The sequence below is a fragment of the Methanosarcina subterranea genome, assembly GCF_055385895.1.
This window is the reverse complement of record NZ_AP042426.1, coordinates 3,828,789-3,851,844: the sequence shown is the minus strand read 5'-3', so window position 1 is coordinate 3,851,844 and position 23,056 is coordinate 3,828,789. Positions and strand designations below refer to the sequence as shown.

The 23,056-nt window shown below is 41.4% G+C and carries 15 protein-coding genes and 3 pseudogenes; 7 read left to right on the top strand and 11 right to left on the bottom strand.

Annotated features, from left to right (window positions below; genetic code table 11):
* The first annotated feature begins 11 nt into the window (after window positions 1-11).
* Window positions 12-614: a sarcinarray family MAST domain-containing protein gene (locus tag ACZ5A8_RS16690; RefSeq protein WP_464530423.1), complete on the top strand. Its 603-nt coding sequence runs from the start codon at window positions 12-14 to the stop codon at window positions 612-614.
* A 105-nt stretch (window positions 615-719) separates the two neighbouring features.
* Here ACZ5A8_RS16690 and ACZ5A8_RS16685 read toward each other — a convergent pair whose 3' ends face one another.
* Entirely contained in the window at window positions 720-1,268 is a 549-nt protein-coding gene (locus tag ACZ5A8_RS16685; RefSeq protein ID WP_464530421.1) for a rubrerythrin family protein, read from the bottom strand.
* Between the two features lie 206 nt (window positions 1,269-1,474).
* Complete coding sequence (locus tag ACZ5A8_RS16680; protein ID WP_464530419.1) at window positions 1,475-2,179, bottom strand: endonuclease/exonuclease/phosphatase family protein; 705 nt, start codon at window positions 2,177-2,179, stop codon at window positions 1,475-1,477.
* A 198-nt stretch (window positions 2,180-2,377) separates the two neighbouring features.
* Here ACZ5A8_RS16680 and ACZ5A8_RS16675 point away from each other — a divergent pair.
* The 6 genes and pseudogenes from ACZ5A8_RS16675 to ACZ5A8_RS16650 all read left to right on the top strand — a co-directional run.
* Window positions 2,378-2,563, top strand: a pseudogene (locus tag ACZ5A8_RS16675) (metallophosphoesterase family protein); the annotation flags it as partial.
* A gap of 30 nt (window positions 2,564-2,593) precedes the next feature.
* Window positions 2,594-3,773: pseudogene (locus ACZ5A8_RS16670) on the top strand (IS256 family transposase).
* A 284-nt stretch (window positions 3,774-4,057) separates the two neighbouring features.
* Window positions 4,058-5,302 carry an IS110 family RNA-guided transposase gene (locus tag ACZ5A8_RS16665; protein WP_464530417.1) on the top strand — a complete coding sequence of 415 codons (1,245 nt, stop codon included), beginning with the start codon at window positions 4,058-4,060 and terminating at the stop codon, window positions 5,300-5,302.
* Between the two features lie 332 nt (window positions 5,303-5,634).
* Window positions 5,635-7,689: a metallophosphoesterase gene (locus ACZ5A8_RS16660; RefSeq protein WP_464530416.1), complete on the top strand. Its 2,055-nt coding sequence runs from the start codon at window positions 5,635-5,637 to the stop codon at window positions 7,687-7,689.
* Window positions 7,686-10,922: a DNA double-strand break repair ATPase Rad50 gene (locus ACZ5A8_RS16655; RefSeq protein ID WP_464530414.1), complete on the top strand. Its 3,237-nt coding sequence runs from the start codon at window positions 7,686-7,688 to the stop codon at window positions 10,920-10,922. The genes ACZ5A8_RS16660 and ACZ5A8_RS16655 overlap by 4 nt, the downstream gene beginning before the upstream one ends.
* 170 nt (window positions 10,923-11,092) lie before the next feature.
* Window positions 11,093-12,397, top strand: coding sequence for an IS4 family transposase (locus ACZ5A8_RS16650; protein ID WP_464530412.1), 1,305 nt, complete (start codon window positions 11,093-11,095; stop codon window positions 12,395-12,397).
* Window positions 12,398-12,506: 109 nt separating this feature from the next.
* Here ACZ5A8_RS16650 and ACZ5A8_RS16645 read toward each other — a convergent pair whose 3' ends face one another.
* From ACZ5A8_RS16645 to ACZ5A8_RS16605, 9 genes and pseudogenes are all read right to left on the bottom strand, one after another.
* Entirely contained in the window at window positions 12,507-13,505 is a 999-nt protein-coding gene (locus ACZ5A8_RS16645) for a TIGR03557 family F420-dependent LLM class oxidoreductase (RefSeq protein WP_464530410.1), read from the bottom strand.
* A gap of 650 nt (window positions 13,506-14,155) precedes the next feature.
* Window positions 14,156-14,950, bottom strand: a complete 795-nt coding sequence (locus ACZ5A8_RS16640) for a C15orf41 family protein (RefSeq protein WP_464530408.1) — start codon at window positions 14,948-14,950, stop codon at window positions 14,156-14,158.
* Between the two features lie 695 nt (window positions 14,951-15,645).
* A complete protein-coding gene (locus tag ACZ5A8_RS16635) occupies window positions 15,646-16,440 on the bottom strand; it encodes a hypothetical protein (RefSeq protein ID WP_464530407.1) in 795 nt (264 codons plus the stop codon).
* A gap of 623 nt (window positions 16,441-17,063) precedes the next feature.
* Complete coding sequence (locus ACZ5A8_RS16630) at window positions 17,064-17,222, bottom strand: hypothetical protein (protein WP_464530406.1); 159 nt, start codon at window positions 17,220-17,222, stop codon at window positions 17,064-17,066.
* A 478-nt stretch (window positions 17,223-17,700) separates the two neighbouring features.
* A pseudogene (gene tnpC / locus ACZ5A8_RS16625) lies at window positions 17,701-19,158 on the bottom strand (IS66 family transposase).
* Between the two features lie 139 nt (window positions 19,159-19,297).
* On the bottom strand, window positions 19,298-20,161 hold the full coding sequence (locus ACZ5A8_RS16620) for a ribose-phosphate diphosphokinase (protein ID WP_464530405.1): 864 nt from the start codon (window positions 20,159-20,161) through the stop codon (window positions 19,298-19,300).
* A gap of 49 nt (window positions 20,162-20,210) precedes the next feature.
* Entirely contained in the window at window positions 20,211-20,726 is a 516-nt protein-coding gene (gene moaC / locus ACZ5A8_RS16615) for a cyclic pyranopterin monophosphate synthase MoaC (RefSeq protein WP_464530403.1), read from the bottom strand.
* 156 nt (window positions 20,727-20,882) lie between these two features.
* A complete protein-coding gene (locus ACZ5A8_RS16610) occupies window positions 20,883-21,068 on the bottom strand; it encodes a hypothetical protein (protein ID WP_229391311.1) in 186 nt (61 codons plus the stop codon).
* 158 nt (window positions 21,069-21,226) lie between these two features.
* A complete protein-coding gene (locus ACZ5A8_RS16605) occupies window positions 21,227-22,729 on the bottom strand; it encodes an NAD(P)H-hydrate dehydratase (protein ID WP_464530402.1) in 1,503 nt (500 codons plus the stop codon).
* Window positions 22,730-23,056: the final 327 nt, after the last annotated feature.

Genomic DNA, 23,056 nt, shown 5'->3' with positions numbered 1-23,056 from the left:
GGAGAATTATTATGAGAATAAGATCTATAGCTTTTGGAATTATTATTAGTCTTCTATTTTTTCAAAATAGTGCCGCTGCACTAAGTGAACATGGAAAAATTGACGTATACTTTAACGATCAATTTTTGCCAGGAGAAACGGTTGCAACACCTACATTAAAGGTTGGAGAGCCTTTTAACGTAAAAGTAAATGTTACAGTCTATCAAGAGTATAAAGTATCTGGGCAAATATCAGAGATCGGAAGTGGTGATTTTGAAGTTGTTGAAGGCCCTTCCCAAATGAATAGATATTCTAGTGTTAATTTAAAACCAAATGAATCTCACATTTTTGAATGGACTATTAAACCAACTGATGAATGGGCAGGTGGTTCGGTTCCTATCAACTTCCGTTATTCTCTTCTAGAAAAAGGAAATTCTGAGCCAGTTCTGAATAGCGGTTTCACAGTCGCCTACTGTACTATTTCTAATGAATACTACGAAGGCAAAATTCCCACTTCTGAAGAGCAGCCAGCTTCAGAAACCGAGCCTCCGTCCACATCTGCATCCGCGCCAGCCTTTACACTTGTCGGTGTGCTTTCGGTTCTTGCATTGGCTTTTGCCCTTTTCCGCAGGTGAAAATCCTGCTTGGACACTTATTTTTGGGCTTATCCTATATATTCTAAAAATACGAAATTCAAAAAAGTAAGTTTTGAGTTATAAGATAAGCTCGCCTTTTAGAAATTATCTAAACGCAGTAAACTTCTCTTTTACTGCACCACATACTGGACATCTATCGGGTGCCTCTCCTTCTAGAGTATATCCGCATACCTCGCAGATCTGGACAGGGCCGAGTTCAACATCTTTTCCTGCATTAACCGACTCGAATGCTTTTTCAAAAAGCTGTTTATGCAGTTTTTCAGTAGCATATGACCATTCAAAACTTCTCTGCGCGATCTTTTCTCCCTGGAATTTTGCTACTTCTATGTATACGGGGTACATTTCTTCAATTTCAAATGTCTCGCCGTCAATTGCCAGTTGAAGGTTTTTAATTGTGTCCCCTGGACCAAAAGCAGCCATGCTGTTTGCGACAAATCCCCCATTGAGGTGTTTCAATGCTTTGTAATGGTCGCCTGCATGTACGTATTCGGCATGAGAGATTGCGCGGAACAGGCGGGCTACGTTGGTGAATTTCTCTTTCTCTGCCTGATTTCCAAAGTGCAAATATCTCATATGTGCCTGGCTTTCCCCACCAAATGCATTGATAAGATGTTGTTCTGTCATCTTTTTCATTTAAAAAAACCCCTTCAATAAAATTCGATAATTCAATAGCTTTAGGCTTACGCATTCATCCTGTTATTTTTTAGTTCAACTGTGTAAGTCCGAGTTTGTCTCTTATTTGAGTTTCGGAGAATAAAAGTCTTTTTGGTTCAGAGAGTGTCTGGATGTGCCAGTCAGATTCTTATTTTTTGAGGTTGTACTTGAAAAAGCCAGGGAGTTTACTCGAATTCTGCCATTAATGGCATGTGATCACTTAAAGCGATCCAGTCCTCATATTTACCAATAGAAAATTCTTTAGTGCAATTTATGATGTCCGTTGATGCAAATATATAATCAATATGATAAGGAGTTTTTCTGTTTTTCCTGAAGTATAAGGTTGGTTCTTTCTCATGACCAAAACTTATATTTGCAGATTTATGGTACGCGCTATGTATCTCAAGTTGTTTTAAAAAGTGAATTACATTGATGAGTGTTCCGTAAAGAGGATAGTCAGGTTTTCTGTCCCAGATAACGCTCCAGTTGAAGTCTCCTGCAATAATTACTGCAAATTTGAGCATATCTTTATAATAATTCAACGATTTCCAAACCTCTCCTATATACCTTCTTTTAGGATCTTCTTTATTATTCTGTGGCCATATTGCGATAAGGTTTGTAGCTTTTGGATTGGTCATTTTAATCGGGAGAACATATCTATATTCTTCACAATAGGATTCATGTAAAGAAATTTCTATGTCGTTGAAACTGAAAACCCCTAAGCCTTTGTTTTTATTATCCCCTATCCACAAAACATTCGAATAAAAGTCATCAGTAAATTTGTCCGGATGTTCGCATTCCGGAACAATCAGTAAATCTGGATTGTATGGAAGAATTTTCTCATACTTTTTCCTGAATGCCATATTACAATTCCAGGTTACAATTCTCATTTTGACACCATTAAAATGATGATATCTAACGTTGATACGTTTTCAACTTGGTGATTCTTCAGTGCATGCTCATTTTTCAGAGTTTGTGATATTTTTTGATTAATACTATTAAAAAGTAGATGATTTTTCTTCTATTTTTTCCGGTATGGTTGATTATTTTTCTCTGATTTCTCAAAGAACATCGGTTTCAGCCGTTAGTTCAAGGTTGATGCAATTCTCCTCGGGGACTACCACAAGTACGAAAAAATAAAAGTAGGCGAAACCTGGGTTACATACTCGGGCAGTACCGAACGCAACAGTGCGTCCGAAATCGAGGCCCGTTCCTACAGTATCATCACTCTTTCCGGGGAAGGGCTGGAAATCAGCAGGAGGACTATTCATACGGCAGTGTACCGAAAGTTCTGTAAAATATGATTGACTCTGTATCCTTTTCCTTTCACCACAAAAAAAAGAGGATGCAGAGTCAATGGTTAATTTATTCCCACTCATAAAAGATTATCTTGTCGATCAGGAAGATGGAATTCGCCAGCTAATTACCTGGTTTTTAAACCTTGTAATGGAGGAGGAAGCCCTCCTCCAAGCTGGTGCACAACGTTATGAGAGGACAGATTCACGTAAAGCTAGTAGAAATGGCTACAAACCCCGAACTCTCCTGACCAAGCATGGGAAACTCGAATTATTAAAGCCTCAATTCCGTGAGTTTCCCTTTGAAACTCAGGTTTTTGAGAAATATTCAAGAGTTGAAAAGGCCATCTTAACCGCTGTAGCTGAATCTTACCTTCAAGGAGTTTCCACCCGAAGGGTGAAAAAGGTCATGACTGCATTAGGAGTAGGAGAAATTTCAGCCTCTTCTGTTTCCAGGATTACAAAAGAACTGGATGAGAAGGTTGAAGAATTTCTCTCAAAGCCAATAGAACATGAAATCCCTTACTTGCTTATCGATGCGACTTATTTCAAGGTAAGAGATGGGCTTCATTACGAAAACAAAGCTCTCTTTGTAGTTGCTGGGATCAGGGATGACGGTTACCGTGAAATTCTTGGAACAAGATTAGCAGACAGTGAAGCCTCTATGTTCTGGGAAGATCTATTCGATGATCTGAAAAAAAGAGGGTTAAGAGGTGTCAAGTTAATTATTTCTGATGGCCATAAAGGAATACAGAAAGCAGTAAGAGAATCCTTTATTGGATCAAGTTGGCAGATGTGCCATGTACATCTGGCAAGACAAGTTCTCAAGAAAGTGCCAAAAAAGAAGCAGAAAGAAGTGGCTGAGAAGATAAAAGAAGCATTAGTAGACCGTCAGAAGTTGAATGACCTGATTATGGAACTGGATAGTATGGGGTATGAAGGCGCAGCTGATACCCTTGAAAGTTTTCAGTATGATGTAATGAACTATATGCAGTTTCCAGAAAAACACTGGAAAAAAATAAGGACAACAAATATGATGGAGAGGACCAACAAGGAACTCAAAAGAAGAAGCAAGGTAGTTGGAGCATTTCCTAACCAAGACTCAGTATTGAGACTGGTAGTCTCAATACTAATTGATATAAATGAAGACTGGATCACAGGAAACAAGTATATAGTAATGGAACAGTAATCAAAAAAGAAGAGTAAGGGGTAGAGAGTAAATTTTACAGAAAACGCACATGATATTCTTTGAATAACATGCACAACTAAATGAAAGTACTTTACCCCACTTTTTTGGCTATTGAATTCCTTATTACTTTGGGCAGTAAGGTTGTCCTAATTTTGGTTTTTCAAAACCGTCAGAAAACTAATCAGTGAATTGCCATCGAAGGCTCAAGTGTGACTTTGATCACGGATGCTAAATTGGCCTTTGAGGCAATTCCACTGCCCAAATAAATTGGGTGATATTATTTGATGATTGAAGTCATAAACAAAGCTTGTGGTTTAGACATTCACAAACTCTTTTTCATTGCTACAATTCTCAGTAGATCTGGTGAAAAACAACAGCAGCGTTTCGACAGAGATGATGAGGGAATTTTAGCCCTTAAAAATTGGGTAATATCAGAAAAATGTAATGTTGTTGCATGTGAATCAACAAGTGACTTTTGGGTTCCTGTCCATGATTCTTTGATAAAGCATCTACCGGTGATAGTTGGAAATGCGCGAGATATGAAGGTATTTACACATAAAAAAACAGATAAGATTGATTCAGAAGTCATTGCACAACTTGCACTTAATAATATGATTCAGCCATCAAGAGTTTTTCCAAAGGATCATAGAGATTTTAGATCATATGTTCGACTTCGGTTAACACTTGTACAAAAAAGAACAGATCTAAAAAATAAAGCTCACTCAATTCTTGCATCTGAAATGTTAAACCTGAAGAATGTGCTGACAGACATTTTCGGCAAGAATGGCAGAATGATCTTATCAGGAATCTCTTCAGGTAAGACTGTTGACCAGATTATCGCAAGTCTTTCTCCAAATGTTCGTAAAAAAAGTGATCAAATCAGAGAAATTCTTGAGCGAGAAATCTCTCAAAGTGCTGCATTCAGACTTCAGATCTGTCTAAAACTCATAAAAAGTCTTGATGATGAGATCGAAGCTTTAGAAAAAGAAATTTTCAATTATGCTTATAGAAATCATAAGCGAGAAATGGAGATTTTAATGTCAGTTCCAGGTATAGGAGAACTTGGTGCGGCAATTCTACTTGCTGAAATAGGCAATTTCAAGGATTTTTCTTCTGGAGATAAGCTTGCTTCTTGGCTTGGTCTGGTTCCTAATGTGTATCAATCTGCAGATAAATACCACAACGGAAGAATCACAAAGAGAGGATCAAAGAGAGCAAGATGGATTCTGACGCAGATTGCTCAAGCAGCGGCAAGAAAGAATAACAGTAAGTTAAAAGAGTTTTTTAACAGGAAAAAGAAGTCAATTGGACATGCAAAGGCAATTATTGCCTTGGCAAGGAAAATTGCAACGATAATATGGCATCTTATTACGAATGATGAGATGTACGAAGATGAAATTGGATATAAAAAAAGGGAAATTCAAAAGAGAAAGATTGTTGAGACCGAGATATTCTCAGTTGATGAACGAATAAAAATAATTAGTGAAATATTTGCAATAACGCGAAAAGAGGATGAAGAGAGCATGTGAGGAAGATATCCTCATGTACTTTCATGCTAAATTAAGCACACTGCCTCATACGGCAGTGTGCCTAATTTTCTGTATTCTGTTAAAAAGGTGACAAATTATAATCGTAATTTATATTCTTTCTGACATATATGCCTTTTTATTTGAATTTGTGATCTTTTATAAAAAGAGTAGATTTAAATCATGAGTAACCACTCCAACGCGTTAGTCGAAATGATTAAGAATAATGTTCAGGCTTCGCTGGATTAACATGAACTCTTAGCCACGAGTCTGTGGAAATGAGTTAAATACTAATATACAAATCCTTATAGCGTTAAAACCAGAGACTGATATTCATGGTTCAGGAAACAAGGATACTCCACACAGCAGACACGCACCTGGGATACCGGCAGTACCACAGCGAGGTACGGAGGCAGGATTTTTTTAAGGCTTTTGAGGTAGTCATTCAGGATGCGGTTGACATGCAGGTTGATGCTGTCGTGCATGCGGGGGACCTTTTTGATTCAAGGAACCCGACCCTTGAAGACCTCCTTGAGACAATGAACATCCTGTCCCGGTTGAAGGCTGCAAACATACCTTTTTTTGGAATTGTCGGGAACCACGAGAGCAAGCAAAATATCCAGTGGCTGGACCTCTTTGAGGAAATGGGGCTTGCGGCAAGGCTCGGGAAAACACCGCAGCTGGTAGGGGGAGGAGGCACGGCAATTTACGGGATTGACAGCGTCCCTAAGTCAAAGATTCCTCTTTACGATTATTCAGGGTTTGAAGTTCCGGAATCCCTGCCGGAAAACTGCAGGAAACTGCTTGTAATGCATCAAATAATGCCGCCTTCTCCGTATCCTGACTGGGACTGTGCTGACGTGGTTGAAAACATGCCTTTTAAGATTGATGCAATCCTCCTCGGGGACTACCACAAATATGAAAAGATAAAGGTAGGGGAGACCTGGGCTACATACTCGGGCAGCACAGAGCGTAATAGTGCATCTGAAAGCGAGCCCCGTTCTTACAATATTATCACTCTTTCCGGAGAAGGGCTGGAAATAAGCAGAAGGACTATCCCTACCCGAAATTTCCTGTTCATTACGGCAAAACTTGACGGGGAAGAAAAGCCTTACGAACTGATCTTTTCTACCGTAAACGAGCACCTCGAAGAGCTTCCGGGATCTGTGGTGTTCCTGGATATTTCAGGAGATTCAGGTCCAGTCCTCTCATTCAGCGAGATCGAAGAATACCTGTTAAACAAAGGAGCCCTCGTGGCAAAGGTTAACGACCTCAGGGTAAAAGAGGGACTCCTCTCCGAGGAAGTTATTAAAGTTGCATTTTCTGACCCCGACCATGCAGTTGCCGAAGAGATCCGCAGGATGAGTTTGAACGACGGCGGGCTGATAGTCGATGAGATTATCCGGAGCCCGGACGTGTCAAGGTCAAGGGTGGACGAAGAAACAGAGAACCGGCTCTCGGGATTGATTGAAGCACTGGATTTCAAAGACCCGGATTTCAGGATAGAGATCCCTGTCAGTCCTATTGTTCCTATCGTTCCTATTGTTCCTACCTTTACTGTCAGTCCTGACAACTCTGCCAGCCCTTCCGGTCCCATCGAGATTGGGGAGCCTGACGAATTCAAACCTGAAAGTGTTGCTGGACAGGTTGAAAATCTCGAACTTGCAGGAAGGGCTGACTTTGTGACAATTGCCGGAAAATCTGAGATCTTGAGGGCTTTTGCAAGAATTGAAAGCTCTGAATCTCTCAATAATAGTTTTGAAGACTCTGACGAAATTTCTGAAATTTCTGCTAAGGTTCATGAAACTCCCGCTAAAATCCCTGAATCTTTTATTGAAAACCTTGAATCTCCTCATGTACCCGTAACATACGAAAGTACCGAATCCTCTGAAACTGTCGGGTTATATGAAAATGCTGGATCCGCAGAGGCATATGCAGAAACCGAAATTCCCGAAGTTGTTCCTGGTCCAGGAGTTGATTCTGGAGTTACTATTAGTCCCTTGGTCAGTTTCCAGGATGAAGAACCCTCTTCATCTGAAACTCTGGAGGAGACTCCCGGAACCCTTACAGAAATTCCTGGAGAAACTCCTGGAGAAGATAAAGAAGAAAGAACCGAGTTCGGGACAGACGCCGGAAATAAAATAGAGATAGAGGCTGGGAAGCTATCCGGGTTCGGAATAGAAATCAGTCCCGAAAAAGACGGAAGGGACAAAATCGAAAAGCTTCCGGATGAAGAACCTGTGGATGAAAAGTCTTTGGATGAAATACCCCCAAGCGAAAAACCATCACAGGTTCCGGATAGAATCGTAAAACCGGTAAAGCAGAGCCAGAAAAAAGGAAAAGAAAAGCCTGCTGTGCCCAGACAGTATAACCTTGGTGATTACCTTTGAAGCTGAAAAATCTGTACATAGAAAATATCCGGAGCTACAAAAAGCTGGACTTTGCTTTTGAAGATGGAGTGACAGTTATTTCCGGGGTAAACGGGAGCGGGAAATCAAGCCTGCTCGAAGCCTGCTTCATGGGGCTTTTCGGGAGCAAGATCCTTTCAAAGGACTTTGTACTTGCGGATATGATTTTCAAAGGGGCTGAGAGTGCAAAAATCAACCTGGGCTTTGAACATCTCGGGAAGGAGTATCTCCTTGAACAGGCTTTCAGGTACTCTGCGAAAAGTGAAAATGCTTCAAGTTCAAGGTGCGTGCTCTATGCGGACGGGGAGAATATTGTTGACCAGGCAACCCGCACCTATGAAGAGGTCTGTGCCCTCCTGAACATGGATGAAGAGGCGTACAGGAACTGCGCGTATATCCGGCAGGGGGAAATTGATGTTCTTATCAATGCGAAGCCAAAGGACAGGCAGCGCATGATTGATGATCTGCTGCAGCTCGGAAAGCTTGAGGAGTACCGCGAAAGAGCAGGCTATGCGAAGACGGCTGTCCGAAGGCTTGAGAGGGATGCAAAAAACAGCCTTTCGGGCGTGAAAGCCGAAATCGAAGGAATTGAAAGCACTGAACCCTTTGCCTCACTTAACAGGCTCAGGCAAAAGGTAAAAGACGCTGACGTTGCCTTGGATAGTCTTAATGACAAAAAAGAATTTGCAGCTGCTCGTAAAGGAGAACTCGACCTCAGAATTGCAGACTACAGGGAACGCCTGCAGGAAATTGAGGCTTTGAAACAGGCTATCTTTAAGTCTCAGGAAGATAAGGCAGGCTGTTTTAAGGAAAAGGAAATCTTTTCAGGGGAAGCCCAGGGTCACAGGCGTGTTTTGCTTGAACTCGGGGAAGAAAACACCGGCTTGAGAGATGAGTGCTGTTTTGGAAACCTCGAAATTGAACCTCTGCTTTTGCGCCAGGAAAAAGAGGAGTCCTTTTCAAGGGAAAAGGTAAACTCTGCATCAAAAGAACTTGCCCTTCTCCTGAAAGAAGAAGAAACCAGCGTACATGCTTTAAGCGAGCTTGAAAAAGAGAGGGTTGAAGCTGAGCATACTCTGCTTGAGTGCAGGGCCAGTATCGGAGCTGCAAATAAGGAAATTGAAGGGTACAGGGAAAATATAAGGAAGCTCGAAGAGGAAAATAAAGGACTGAAAGAAAAAGCGGGCTTTAAAACAGGCTTAAGTGAAGATCCTGGGGCTACTGATGAAATCGCTTCGGTTATAAAAGGGCTTGAAGAAAAAGAAAGTTTTCTCAGGGACCGGAAAAACGAGATTTCGGCAAAGCTTGGTCTCTCCCTTCAGGAAAAAGAAACCGGAGACTCAAATCTGCTTGAGCTTGAAAAGGAACTGCAAAACTGCAGGGCTGCATTCCGGAAAGGAAGTACAGAAATCGAGATTCTTGAAAATGAACTCAGAGACAACTCAAAATCAGTACTGGATATCCGGGAGCAAAAGTCCAAGGTTTTCTCCGGACTGAAAGGGCTTGGCTTTACCGAAGGCCAGCTCGATAATCTGGAAGATTTCAGCGAGATTCTGCTGGAAAACAAAAACAGGTTGCATGGGCGGGAAAAAGAGCTTGAGGCTACTTTAAGGGAAATTGAAAACAGCCTCCGGAAAAACAGGGAATTGCTTGCCGAAGGGAAATGCCCTACCTGCGGGCAGGAACTTAAAGGGTCAGAAATCGCGTGCACGGCAGAAGAATGCGAAGAGAAAAAAAGAAAGCTTACTTCGGAACTTGCGGAAATAAAGCTTCAACATGCTGAACTTGAGAAAAAACTCACTCGACTCAAGGATGCAAAGAAGCTGGAAAAGCAGATTTCGGATTATGACATTGAAATTGAAAAGCTCACGGAGAAGGCAAAAGCTTCCGGGAAACTGATAGAGACCCATAGAGCCCGGATAGAGGAGGACTCCCTGAAGCTTGAGAGCCTTAATAGACGGAAACAGGAAATTGAAGCCTCACTTAGTCAGCTTCTTTCGGACACTAAAGCCCTGCAGGACCAGGAAAGGGCGGCTCAAAACGCTCACAGTGGAAGTGAAAAGGCTCTCCATGAGGCAAAAGCTTTTGAAAGAAAGCTTGCCGAAAATGTCTCTGAAATCGAAGTCCTGAACGGAAGAATCCGGACTTCCCTTGCTCTGATCGAAAATTACGGGCAAAGGCTTGGAGAGCTCAATCAAAAATTAAAAGTGTTTGCAGAAAAGGAAACTTTGTCAACAGAAAAACTTGAAGCTCTCGAACTTGGTCTCGAGGCCGTGCGGAAAAAAGAAAATGAGGCAAAAAAAACTCATGTCGAAAGTGAAAGGCTTCTCGGGCAGGCAAAAAAACTTCAGGCTAACCTGCTTCTCATGGAAAATACCAGACATAAAATCTCCGAGCTTGAGACTGCGATACGAAATCTGGCAGAAAAGGTAGGTTTCTTTGACCGCGATATCCTTGAACGCAGTGAGAGGATAAAGCAGCTGGAAGGTAAACTGGAAGGAAACAGGCTTGCAGAACTCCAGCAGAAGCGCTCTCAGTTTGAACAGGCTCAGGTAAAAATTGCAGAGAATATCCGGGATATCACTGTCGAAAAAGATGCTTTACTTAAAGAAATCGGCATGACTGAAAACAGCTTAAAGCGCCTCAGAGAACTCAAAGAAGAGCTGAGGGCTCTTGAAAACAAACGGCTGTATCTTGAAGCCGTGTACGGAAATGCCGAAGAGCTTGAAAATACTTATCTGCGCGTCCGGGCTGATATGCGGGCAAGGAACATAGGTGCCCTTTCCGTCCTCTTAAATGAGATGTTCGGCTTCATGTATACAAACAACGCTTATTCACATATCGAGCTTGATCCGGAATACAACCTGACTGTTTACAGAAAAGACGGCACCCCTCTCGAGCCCAAACTCCTGAGCGGAGGCGAGCGTGCAATCTTCAACCTTGTCCTGCGCTGTGCAATTTACAGGCTCCTCGCACTTGGTTTTGGCGGAGACAGGGCAGAAGGGCTTCCTCCAATGATCCTTGATGAACCCACAGTTTTTCTGGACCGCGGGCATATCAGGCAGCTTTTGAAACTCATAGATATGATGCGAAGCATTGGAGTCGGTCAGATCATAGTGGTTTCTCACGATGACTCTCTTATCGATTCTGCAGACCATGTTTTCCAGGTAGAAAAAGACCCTCTTACCAATATGTCTTCAATTACAAGGCTTTAAAAAAAACTTTCCCGCACGGTAAAGAAAAGTCCTGCAAGATAAAGAAAATAGTAGAAAGCAAATTAAAAGTAAAGTAAAATTAAAATTAAAATTCATGCGTCATCGGTTAAGCGTTAGATAGTTACTCTTGTATGTGTTTTTATATTAATAATCTAAATATTAGTGCATCTATGTCTCCTCGTCCCCCACCTACTCTTGAAGACTCTCTTCGGGAAATGTTTCCCGAAGAATGGTTAAGGCAGACTGCTAAAGAAACTGATCTAATAGTACGTGAGCGTAAAATTGACCCTGTCATCATTTTTTGGGTTTTAACTCTTGGTTTTGGTGTACGCTTACAGCGTACACTTGCCAGTTTGAAAAGAGACTATGAAAAAGAATCAAATAAGACCCTAAGCGATAGCAGCTGGTACTATCGATTCACTCCTGAACTTGTTGAGTTTCTTCATCAGTGTGTAATTCACGGCATAGAAGAGCTTGCAAAAGAACCTGGTAGAAAACTTAGCAAAAAACTCGAAAACTTCCAGGATGTTCTCATTCAGGACAGCACAATTGTTCGTCTTCACTCTTCCTTAGCCGATAAGTTTCCGGCAGCAAGAGCAAGAACAGTAGCTGCTGGGGTAAAAGTGGGAGTTATGGTAAGTGCAGTTGCTAACGGACCCAAAACCGTTGCTCTGTACTCTGAGAAAACAGCTGAGATCAAAACATTGAAAATCGGTCCCTGGATCAAAGACCGTATTCTTCTTGTTGATCTTGGTTTTTACAAAACTCAAATGTTTGCAAGAGTTGAGGAAAACGGAGGATATTTTGTTTCAAGAATAAGGAAGAATATGGATCCTGTTCTTGTTTCTGTTGAAGAAGGACTTTCTAAGACAAAAAGCAAAGAGTTCGCTGGAAAACCTGTTAGTGAGTGTATTAAACAACTTTCTGGAAAAGATCTTGATGCAGTTGTAAAAATAGCATTCAAAAGAAGAGCATATAAATGCAAACAAAAACAGGATGAGATGAAAGTACGTCTTGTTGCGGTATATAATGATGAGGACGAAAAGCATCACATATATATCACAAATATTCAGAAAGATGTTTTGAATGCAAAAGACATTGCAAAATTATATGGAGCAAGGTGGGACATAGAACTACTTTTCAAGGAGTTAAAAAGCAAATACGCTCTTGACGTTCTTGAAACAAAGAATGAACAGGTAATTGAAGCTCTAATCTGGACAGCAATGTTAACATTAATCGTTAGCAGAAGGATTTATTCTCTTGTAAAGAACAATACTGCTCATCCTGAAAAAATGGCTCAATATACACAGTTACGTTGGAGCACAATATTTGCAGAGAATGCATCAGATTTGTTGACAGTAATTCTGAATAGATGTGGAATTCAAAGAACTTTTGAAACGATAATGAGTGTATATGAAAGTCAAGCATTGGATCCACATGTAAATAGAGAAAGGTTCAGAGAAAAATGGTTTTAATGAAAAAGGTGAAATAGAAAACACTATTGGGAGACGGGAATAAGTTCTTAACCGATGACCAATGAATTAAAATTAAATAACAGAAAAAAATAAAGTTTAACGGGAATATTTATCCCATTTTCTTTAAAGCAGGTAAAACGTCTTTTCCATAACCCTCGATAAAAGCTATCTGGTCCTGCGCTGCCGAGTGAAAGTATAGATGTGTAAAACCTGCATCAATATACTGTTTTGCAAATTCTATGTGCTTTTCCGGGTCATCTGATATGAGGACTGATTTCTGAATAATATCCTTACCAACTACTTTGCCGTTCTGTGCAGACATGGCAGGAGTATAGATTTTATTCAGGAAAAGGGCGGGTATTAAAGCTCCTGCCCAGTATTTTTTGAAGTTCTCAACCGCTTTCTCGAGATCGCCGGTATAATCTACAAAAAGTTCTACAGCTTTTGGCATCTTTTCAAAGTCTTTGCCGGCATCAGTGGCCCCTCTTCTGACCTCCGAAAGCATCCGTTCATATTCCGGCATCTCCAGAGCTCCTCCTACGGTCATAAGCCCGTCCCCGTAATATCCGGCAAGGTAGGCGCTTTCCGGAACAAGGGACGAAATGTATATGGGAATCTCATTTTTGGGCAGGGTATACAGTTTAGCCTGCTTCATGCGGTAATAGCACCCTTCGAAATCTATCTTTTCTCCGGTCCAGAGGCTGCGGATAAGTTGTATGGCTTCAATCATCATTGCCTGGCGCTCTCTAAAAGTCGGCCATTCGTAGGTCACCGGGTATTCATTGAGCGCTTCCCCGGTCCCTACTCCTAGATAGGTTCTGCCTCCAGCCAGAGAAGAGACAGTTGCCGCTGCCTGCGCAATGATAGCCGGATTATAGCGCAAAATTGGGCATGTGACCCCCGGACCCAGTTCAATGGTCTCTGTCCTTGCAGCTGCGGCTCCAAGCCAGCTCCAGGTAAAACATGCCTGTCCCTCCTCGCTCCAGGGATGGAAATGGTCACTAACATCTATACTTTCAAACCCATTTTTCTCGGCTGCGATCACCTGTTCCAGCATCTCTAAAGGTGGAAACTGTTCAGGTCCAATTTTACATCCTATCTTAAGCATATTTGCCCCCCGTATTCCAGTTATATATTGGATAATTATATTTTCGTGTTAATACAATATGGTCTTGACGCTCTTTACGATATATCTAATAAAAACAGTATTGGATGAAGCAAAAATGAATCATGTATGATATACCAAGATAATTGTATTTATAATCTCGAAGTTAAAAAGCGAAAAGAAATAGAGATACAGGTCGGGAAAAATTTGAAAAAACATAAGATAACAAAAATAAAAAAGGAACTTGAAAGGAGTACTTTTAATACATTATTTTACTCTGTTATTTGTACCGTTAAATACTTTTGACTCCTTGGAGTTTTTAGCTGCTTTTACTTATCGATTTATTTCTGCTTTAATTTTTCGCATCTTGCTGGCCTTTCTCTTTTTTGTCTAAAAGACCGCTCTACTGAGTCGAGCGTGATAAAAACCGTTTGGTATAGTAAATGACGTTACAAAGAGTAGAGATAGCTTAATTCAGTTTTCTTGAGGAAAGTTCACTGCTATAAGCCATAAATTAGTCCTCTTGAGCGAAGCCAAAAGGACCGCGGGCTGTTGCACTGGCAGTGCAACTCCCAGAAAATCTTCGATTTCCTGTGATCCCGAAGCGCAACTCGGGTGGCGCAACTCGGGTAGCACAACTCGGGCGGGGCAACTCACCAGTATACCAGATAGTTGAACAATTCATCAGTCTGCTCTTTATATTCTCCAAAAAAGCTGTGGTCTTTTATCAGATAGCCCTCACCTTCGGACGGGAGGTCTTCCAGGTAACCATACCAGTAGACTACCATGCCTTCTCCGAAAATATCGGCATATTCCCTGAATTGTTTCTTTGCGTAATGTTTGTGCTCAAAATCGTCCCCGAAGAGAGCTTTGCTCTCAATCCACCTGACCATATGGTCCTCTATGGGGATCGGGTCTGAAAGGACAAAATCCGGAGTCTTGCCGTCTCCCTGGGCCCTAATTTCAGCTTCAGTGCAGTAAGAAATGCTCCTGTCATCCAGCCATTTGCGGATAATCTCTTCTCCCATTTCGCCTTTTTTGCACTGCATCTCATGGGCACGTGGCGAAAAGAAATAGTCCGCGTCAAGGGCTTTTCTAACCTCTTTTCTCAGGCGGCGGCTTTCGATGCAATCGAGGTGCTTGAACAGCCAGTTTATGCTTTTTCGGGACAGTTCACAGTTCTTGAGGATCAGTGAAGCCATGAGTGTCGGAGGAAAAAGTGTATACTCCGCAAGTTCAAGAATAGATCGCCCCTGCTTCCACCTCAAAAAGAGTTCCTTTTCTCTGGAATAAACCTTCCTGTGCTTGAACCTGGTCATTTTCACGATCTTCTGGTTAAGAATGGTAGCAATCATGCCTGCAGGTCTGGTGTATTCCTCTGAGAGGCGGAAAACGTCTCCAAAGTTATGCAGTGAACTGTACATCTTCTGGTATGTCTGGCGGTCCATCCTTAATCATTGCATCCCTATTCTTGCTTTAACATAGAAAATAAAATTGAATAACACGAACGAAAACTTAACGTTTCCAATATGCAGGAGCTTTATTTATTACACATTTTTATTCATCTTCTTCTATATAAATCTCTAATTATAACTCACATACCCTGCTTTAAGAAGCAAAATCTTAGAAGCATAATGCCCGGAATCAATCCACGAGCCAGGAAAGGTTTCATCAAGCAGGTCCTGCAGGCCTGTTGGAAACTCAGAAAATGAAAAAAACATTTTCTTCTTTTTTGGGCTCTAAACGGTTTTTTTTTCAAAACTCCGACCTGTTGTTCTATTCTAAGTTAATTCGATCAATTCCAGGTTAATTTGAGTAATTTTGAACAATTCCGGGTAATGCTAGTTTTCTCTAAATCAATTCTAGGTTAATTCTAGGTTAATTCTAGGTTAATTCTAGGTTAATTCTAGGTTAATTCTAAGTTAATTTTAAGTTAATTTTAAGTTAATTCTAGGTTAATTTTAAGTTAATTCTAAGTTAATTCTAAGTTAATTTCTAATTATTCAGTCAACTTTAGTGGTTTTATTAACTTTAGCTGGCTCTGTTAACCCTAAGTTAACTTGAGGTTAACCCTAAATTAATTTTACCTTCACAAATTAATTTTGAGCAACCTGATTATTTATTTTTCAGGATTGGAAATTTTTTAACTCCAGAACTCCTCTTCGTAATTATCTGGAAGATCTATTTCCATTACTTCGTCAAACTTTTTTCGCTTTTCCCCGTTTTCAGTAGTTTTTCTTGGTTTTTCTTCCCTGCCGGAAGGATAAATATTTTTCTTTTCTTCTCCGTCACAGGATGCAAAGATTGTTGCATGCTTATCTCTGGAAATTATTTTTTCCTGGACTTTTGGTTTTTCCTGAGTCTTTAGTTGCGGCTTTGCATATATAATCGAGTCTTCTTCGACAGGCTCTTTTTTCAGCCTGGCTTCCAGTCTAATGGAAGCTCTCTCAGCTTCGCTGGAAGCCTGTCTCCCGTGCGGCTTTTTTTCTAAATCTTCTTCAGGGCTTCTTTCAGGTTTTGTATCCATGGCTGCTTCGCGGCATCCGAAGAAATATTTCTGGGGGTCTCTTTCCACAGCATGAGAAGGTTTCTCTTCTTTTTTCTCAACAGGCCTGTCTGAGGGTCTTTCTAAATGTCTTTCAGGAGGTCTTTCTAAACGTCTTTCGTGAGGCCTTTCTGCCGGTCTGGTAGGTGTCCAGTCTCCTTTTTCAGAGACATTTTTCCATCTGTGCACGGGCTGCCCCTCTAGCTTGCGAAAGGTGTCTTCTGCATAAGTGTCTTTTTTACGGCCGTCCTTGCCGGACCTGACTTTACTTGTTGTATTGTAGCCTATAAGGCAGGTAGGTTCCCTTGTTCTCCATTCCAGGCAGAAAAGGTGGCAATCCCGCCCTTTGCATGTCTGGTTTTCATCAAGTGGACAAACTTCTGGAAGGGTCATAATACTAAGAATACGCAGAATATAAAAAATAGTTAACGGTGATAAAATGGAATAAAACGATTAAAGCCAGGATATGGCATGAATCTTTAAGTTTCTACTTATCCCGGCTAAATGGCAGACAAGCGGGTTTTTCCGGAGGTCTTCAAGGCTGAGGGTTTCAGGGACAGACGCGGGACTGGAAAGGAAAGCGCGGCAAGTTCTGCGCTCACATCCTTATCTCCCGCCGTTCATCTTCCAGGCAAAAAAAGCAATTATATAGAATTGTCCAGCCCAGGGCAAGCCATAACCTTGCATGCCGTATGAGAAGATGAAGTCCTTTTTACATTATTTTTTTCATAGTATGCGTTTGTCTGCTCGATGTTTATATCGATAATTTAACCATTTAGCATTGTTAATGGCATCCAAATTCATCCTCATAAGCAGGATACTCCTTTCTCGACAGCCACAGGCTGGCAGGTAGGGGTGGTTGATCGTCTACTGCTTTTACTGTATTATTCAGCGCATAGCATACCTGTTTAATGCCTGCGGATTATACGGATCAGTAAGCAGTGTATCCAGCTGAACAAAAATCCTGTACTCAGGCGAAATACCTTGCACCGTAGTACATCAGCCACTGTAGTACATCAGGCAGGTTTTAGCATTATTTTCCTGAGCTGTGAAACCGTATTTCTCCAGACTACATACCTGACTTGGCCGTATGAGAAGTACTCAGTGCATTCAACCTCAAGAACATTCTCATCAACCATCAGGAAGTGCTGCCAAGGTGGTCGAAAAGGTACCACTCAATGCCTTCAGCTGTTTGTCTGGCTATGCATTCATCATCACGGAAGAAGTAGCTGGTGGATATATCGTTTTCGATTTAGAGACTATCCGAAAAGTCCTACTGCTCTGAACATTGTTATGCAGAAATGAGCACAGAAGCATAATCCTTATTTTTTCTTATCACATTCTTGCAGTTGTGTCCGACTTTTCGTTTTGTTTTTACAGCACATTAGCTTGTGTTGCGATTATTCTACTTTTCGGATAGGTTCTTAGTATAACTTGTTGATGTAATAGCTGAATCTCTACTTTTTTACGGCGTTATAATAGCTTGCTGTGGGACTTATTGAGAGGATTCGGCTTATTTGATATGTATTGTCTGGGCAGGAAGAGGCTTTGTTTTGTGAATTCTGAAGAGTTTGGGGAGTTATGAGATAAAAAGGGTAAACTGCTTGTTGCAGCAACTGTGCTCTGCCAGTAAAAAAGAGAATTTGTAACTACTCAGGGTATAGTTAGCGGTGCTCCGCTGAGCGCCGCGAGAATACCTTCTATAACAGGTAAATCGTTCTTTTTAATGGTCGAAATATAAGCTCTAATTCTGCAGAAAGCTTCCGCTCCTTGTATAGTTCTGAAAGTTCCTGATATTTTCTGCTGTAATTTCATCATCCTTATGTCTCTTTCTGCCTGGTTATTTTCAAATGGAACTCTCAAATCATTGAGGAATCTCAGGATCTGTTCTTTGTTTTCTATAAACCTGTCAAGTAGGTTCCTTGCTTTTGTTTTTGGATTTTTACCACGTTTTCCATGTTTTTCAGGGTTTAGAGAAGGTGGATTTTCTTCAATCCCTTTCATGACGATAGCATTGAACCTCTCTTCCAACGCTTTAATTTGTTCAAAATCCAGATCTTTGACTTGCTCTTTGCATTCATCAGTATACTTTTTCATTTCTGTTAACAGTTCATTCATCTCTTTAGCCCATTGCTGTTTATAGTTCTCCTCAATTCCAGTAAGTTCTCTCTGGAGATGAGCGTTGCAAAGAGCATGATCACATTCATAACTGTTATAGGGTTTCCATCCGTCATGAACTGCTATTCCTTTAAACTCTGGAAGAATTCCCATGGCATTAATTGCTTTTGATCCTCTTTTTGAGTGAGCAAAATAACAGGTGTATTTGTCATTAGAAGCTACATGAAGCCAATGCCTTTTTCCTTCAATTTTCATCCCAGTTTCATCACAATGGATAACAGGAGAAGTTATTAACTTCTCCTTACTCATATTTTCAAACTCCTCTAAATTCCGGAAGCATTCTTTTTCTGCTCTGATTATCGTAGCAGAACAGATTTTTATCCCCATAACGTCATCAAAAAACTCTAAAATCCTTTTATAGGGAATAAACTGGTAGTTTTTACAGTAAATTGCTGAAGCTAAAATATTAGGACCATACTGGACGGGATATTTCACAGATTCTGGAAAAGAAGCTTTATTTGATTTTCCACAGTGAGTACAGGTCTTAATCTGACTTCGATGTTCCGTAACAATTAGATTTACAGGAGGAATATCAAAAATTTGTCTTCTCTCATAAGCTTCAACTTCAACATCCTCAAGAGTATGTCCACATTCTTTGCAGCAGGTCAAAGAATGTTCAATTACCTAATCAGGATCATTAACCATATCAAGAGTTGTGCCTGGATGACCTTCTTGACCTCCAGGTTTCTTCCCACTCTTTTTCCGGAGACTCTTGGGATTAGGTTTTTCTTTGACTAAAAAGTCAGTAGAAGGAGGTTTACTGCTGTTTCTGCTATTTTGATTTAAGCGAGATTCTAAAATCCTTACACGTTCTTCTAGTTCAGCAATTCGAATAGCTTGTTCTTCTATGATAGTTTCAAGTCTCTGGATTACAGAAATTACAGCTTCAGGACCAGCTTCATAGATAACGAGGATCTCTTCACGTGTAAGCATAATAACGAAACAAAATAGGATTTAATTTATATGCAATTTTTCCTCGAAAAGAGGAAAAATTGTAGCCTTTCAAAGGCCACCTGAATTGTTACGAGAATTTAAGTAATTCGGTTTTTTTTAAATGGGTTTTAATAGTCTTTTAACTCAAAGTTGAATTACCTGAAAGTGCTTCTGCAACAAGAGGGGCAACACTCAGTTTACTCTGAGCTTTCTCGAGAGTGTCGGTTGCGATTATATCTTTTACTCCTGCATTGAACAGCCTTAAAGCTGCATTTCTTGTAAGGACAGGGTGCACACAGGCAAGGTGGACATCAATTGCTCCCTGTGCTTTAAGCATTCGGATTGACTCGGCCATTGTTCCGCCGGTTGCAATCATATCATCCACAAGGACAACATGCCTGCCGGTTACATCAAGGTTTTTTGTCTTGATCACAACGGTATCTCCACTTAGCCTTGTTTTCTGAAGATGATCATGGTCAAAACCATATCCGGAAGCCACATTCTTTACAAGAACCCGAGCCCCTTCGTCGGGAGCAACCAGCATGGGATTTTCGAGGCCGAAACTTGCAATGTATGTGCCCATCAGGTTTGCCGCGTCAAGATTCCTGGCAGGGCAGGGGAAGTGTTCAAGTACACTCTTTTCGTGAATATTTATTGTGAAGACCCTGTCAGCGTTAATGCAGCGGGCAATAGCGCGGGCACTTATGGGCTCTCCTGGTTTGAATTTCTTGTCCTGCCTCGCGTAGCCCATGTAAGGAATTACAACATTGATTTCAGCTGCCTCCTCACAGGCATCGATAAGCTGGAGCAGAGCAACAAAGTCAGAATCTGTTGGCGTGCTCTGGATGAGAGTTACTTTTTCGTTTTTTATTTCATCTGCGATTCTAAGGTAAAGTTCCCCGTCAGGGAAGCGGTTAAACTCGCTGAGTACAGGCTCTGTCCCTAGAGCCCTGGCCGTGCGGCTGGCAAGTAATTGTGATGCTGGTCCACCTATAATCTTCAAGATACATACCTCAGTTTGCCGTCTTGATATATCCCATCCTTTAAAAAGCTTATTTTAAATGGACCTTTCTTTTTTCGGCTTTTGTCTCTTCGAAACTTTGCCCTTTGAGCTTTTCAAGTACCCTGATGTTTCTTATCTGTGTATGCGGGTAATTTCCGCTTTCATCTTTTTCGGCAGATTTTACCATATCCCAGACAGTAAGCAGCGCAACCGAAACCCCTGTCAGAGCTTCCATTTCAACTCCGGTTTTCCCTACAGTACGGACCTCCACAACTGCAGAAACCGCATCATCCCCTACCTCTAAATCCACATCTATCCCTGTTATCGGAATCTGATGACACAATGGAATTGTCTCCGGGGTCTTCTTAACAGCAAGCACGGCTGCAACTCTTGCAGTTGAAAATACATTTCCTTTCTCAACGGTTCCTGCCCTTATTTTCTCTATGGTTTCTGCGGAAAGTACGATTTCTCCTGCAGCCCTTGCCAGCCTGGGAACATTATTTTTTTCGCTTATATCGACCATTTTTGCCCTACCGGCTTCAATATGAGTAAACGACCTCTCCACAAAATCACCGCGTTTTTCGTATCTGTCTGGAATTTATATAATTTTTAAGCTCTATATAACTTTTAATTTTGTTTGTGACTTCCGGTCTTTTATTGGTTTTTTTGCCCTGAATTGGTTTTTTTGCCCTGAATTTCCGGTTTTTTAATTTTTTCCTGTTCAGTCAATCCTGATTTGTTTGCGCTGCGAGTAGTCCTCAATCGTCTGTTGCAGTTTTTCTGCAAGTTCCTCGGCTTCTTCCAGATTGAGTTTTATAACTTCTTCATCTTCCCCATGAAAAACCGTAATTCTTATTCTTGTCCTTTCGATTTCCACATCTATTTTTCTCTCAAAATCATGTACCATATTTCTTTCCCTCACATTCCGGCATTGAGTGGTTGTTATTCGAATATGGTATGGTTATGTTTGAGTATTATTTGAGTATTGTCTGAACATTGTTTCATATGAATATTTTTTTCTTGTCAGATTGCGCTTTTTAGAGCAGCTTTCTATACTCTAATTTTTTACCCTATTCCTGCCTCTTTGATTATTTCAGGAATTTTTTCAATTACATCAGTTGCAAGCAGCGCATTCCCTGATTTCTCGAAAGCCAGGTCTCCGGCTGCCCCATTGATGAAGGTTGCACAGGCTGCGGCAAGGAACGTTGGGTTTCTAGAAAAAAGAGACCCTGTAATGCCTGCCAGAACGTCTCCAGTGCCTCCTACGGTCATGCCAGGGTTTCCTGTCCTGTTCAGAATAGTCTGTTTCCCGTCAGAAATAATGTCTATCTTCCCCTTCAGGATTGTCACCACACCCTTTTCCTCCGAAAAATCTCTTACAGCTCTTTCGCGAGCTTCATGGGTTTCGGGAATTTCCATATCCCTTAAGCGCGAAAATTCTCCTGCATGTGGGGTCACTATTATTTCACAATTTCCTGCAAGGGTCTCGAAGAGGGTGCCTGAAAGAGCTGAAAGGGCATCGGCATCGACGACTGCTTTTCTGCAAAAGGGCAGTATCTTTCTTACAGCTTCAAGGGTCTCTGCCGCTCTCCCAAGTCCCATTCCAATTACAACCACATCGTGGGAATTGATTAGATCAGGCAGGATAGACAGGTCTTCAGGGCAGAGTATATTTGAAGAGAGTTTCCGGACAATAATGTCAGGGGAATAGGATGCTATTATTCCGGCTACAGATTCAGGCACTGCTGTTGTTACCAGGTCTGCCCCTGCCCTCAGGGCTGCAAGGGCTGCAAGTGCAGGCGCTCCGGAGTAAGGGCCTCCCCCTATTATAAGGATCCTTCCAGCATTTCCTTTGTGCGCTTCAGGCTTCCTCTTCTGCAGCATCTGCAGGTCACCGGGACCCACATAACGCTCCGCATCCGCGCAGACCCCAATTTCTGCAATCCTTACCGTACCTGTATACTCTTTAGCCTGCTCTCCCAGGAGCCCTGCTTTCATGCGGTGGAAGGTTACCGTAAGATCTGCATATACAGCTTTTTCAAAATCTTCTCCATCAGGGTCAAGCCCGGACGGGATATCCACGGCAATTATGGTTTTTCCGGCTTTTCCTTCCCTGTTTATAAGGTCAATTGCAGTTGATTCGGGCTCTTTTATTTTTCCTTTGACACCTGTGCCGAAAATAGCATCCACAAGCAGGTCGGCTTCTGAAAACCATTCACAAGCTGCAAGCTGGCTTGAATCTCTTACTTCAAATGTCTGCACCTTGCTGAACCTCAACAGAGAGAAGTTATGAAAAGCTTCTTCAGTCCCTATATCCCGGGCTTTTCCAAGCAGGATCACTTTTACAATGTATCCGGGGATGCCTGTAAGGTGCCTGGCAGCAACAAAAGCATCGCCTCCGTTATTTCCCCTGCCTGCCACAAACAGTACCTTCCCGCTCCCAAGCTTTTCCTTTATACTCTGTGCAATAGACGCGCCCGCATTTTCCATTAGCTGGAGCGGGGCCAGTCCCAGATATGCACAGTTTGTATCTATCGCCTTCATTCGAAAAGAACTGATATATTTCATGCTGTTGCCTGCAGGTCTTTTTATCTATTCCTTTACATAGTTTTGATTGTAAGTTTGAATCCTCAGTATACCGAAAACTGGAATGCCTTCCAGATATCTTTCCGGCTGTTTTTCTCATATATTTTTCTCATACATTTTTTTCAGGTATTATGGCCTGAGCTTACTTGCCGTTTTTATACTGAAGCAACTCATACTGAGGAAAACTTATCTGTTCTCAATTTATTCTTATTACTACAATCTATTCTTATTACTATATACGCTGCATTCTAATATAGCATGTATACCGCTGAAAAGCAGATAATTCTTCAAAACCAGGTTATGAGTAGA

Coding starts and splice junctions, on each gene's coding strand:
- ACZ5A8_RS16690 (WP_464530423.1), top strand. CDS start 12: ATGAGAATAAGATCTATAGCTTTTGGAATTATTATTAGTCTTCTATTT.
- ACZ5A8_RS16685 (WP_464530421.1), bottom strand. CDS start 1,268: ATGAAAAAGATGACAGAACAACATCTTATCAATGCATTTGGTGGGGAA.
- ACZ5A8_RS16680 (WP_464530419.1), bottom strand. CDS start 2,179: ATGAGAATTGTAACCTGGAATTGTAATATGGCATTCAGGAAAAAGTAT.
- ACZ5A8_RS16665 (WP_464530417.1), top strand. CDS start 4,058: ATGATTGAAGTCATAAACAAAGCTTGTGGTTTAGACATTCACAAACTC.
- ACZ5A8_RS16660 (WP_464530416.1), top strand. CDS start 5,635: ATGGTTCAGGAAACAAGGATACTCCACACAGCAGACACGCACCTGGGA.
- ACZ5A8_RS16650 (WP_464530412.1), top strand. CDS start 11,093: ATGTCTCCTCGTCCCCCACCTACTCTTGAAGACTCTCTTCGGGAAATG.
- ACZ5A8_RS16645 (WP_464530410.1), bottom strand. CDS start 13,505: ATGCTTAAGATAGGATGTAAAATTGGACCTGAACAGTTTCCACCTTTA.
- ACZ5A8_RS16640 (WP_464530408.1), bottom strand. CDS start 14,950: ATGGACCGCCAGACATACCAGAAGATGTACAGTTCACTGCATAACTTT.
- ACZ5A8_RS16635 (WP_464530407.1), bottom strand. CDS start 16,440: ATGACCCTTCCAGAAGTTTGTCCACTTGATGAAAACCAGACATGCAAA.
- ACZ5A8_RS16610 (WP_229391311.1), bottom strand. CDS start 21,068: ATGGTACATGATTTTGAGAGAAAAATAGATGTGGAAATCGAAAGGACA.
- ACZ5A8_RS16605 (WP_464530402.1), bottom strand. CDS start 22,729: ATGAAATATATCAGTTCTTTTCGAATGAAGGCGATAGATACAAACTGT.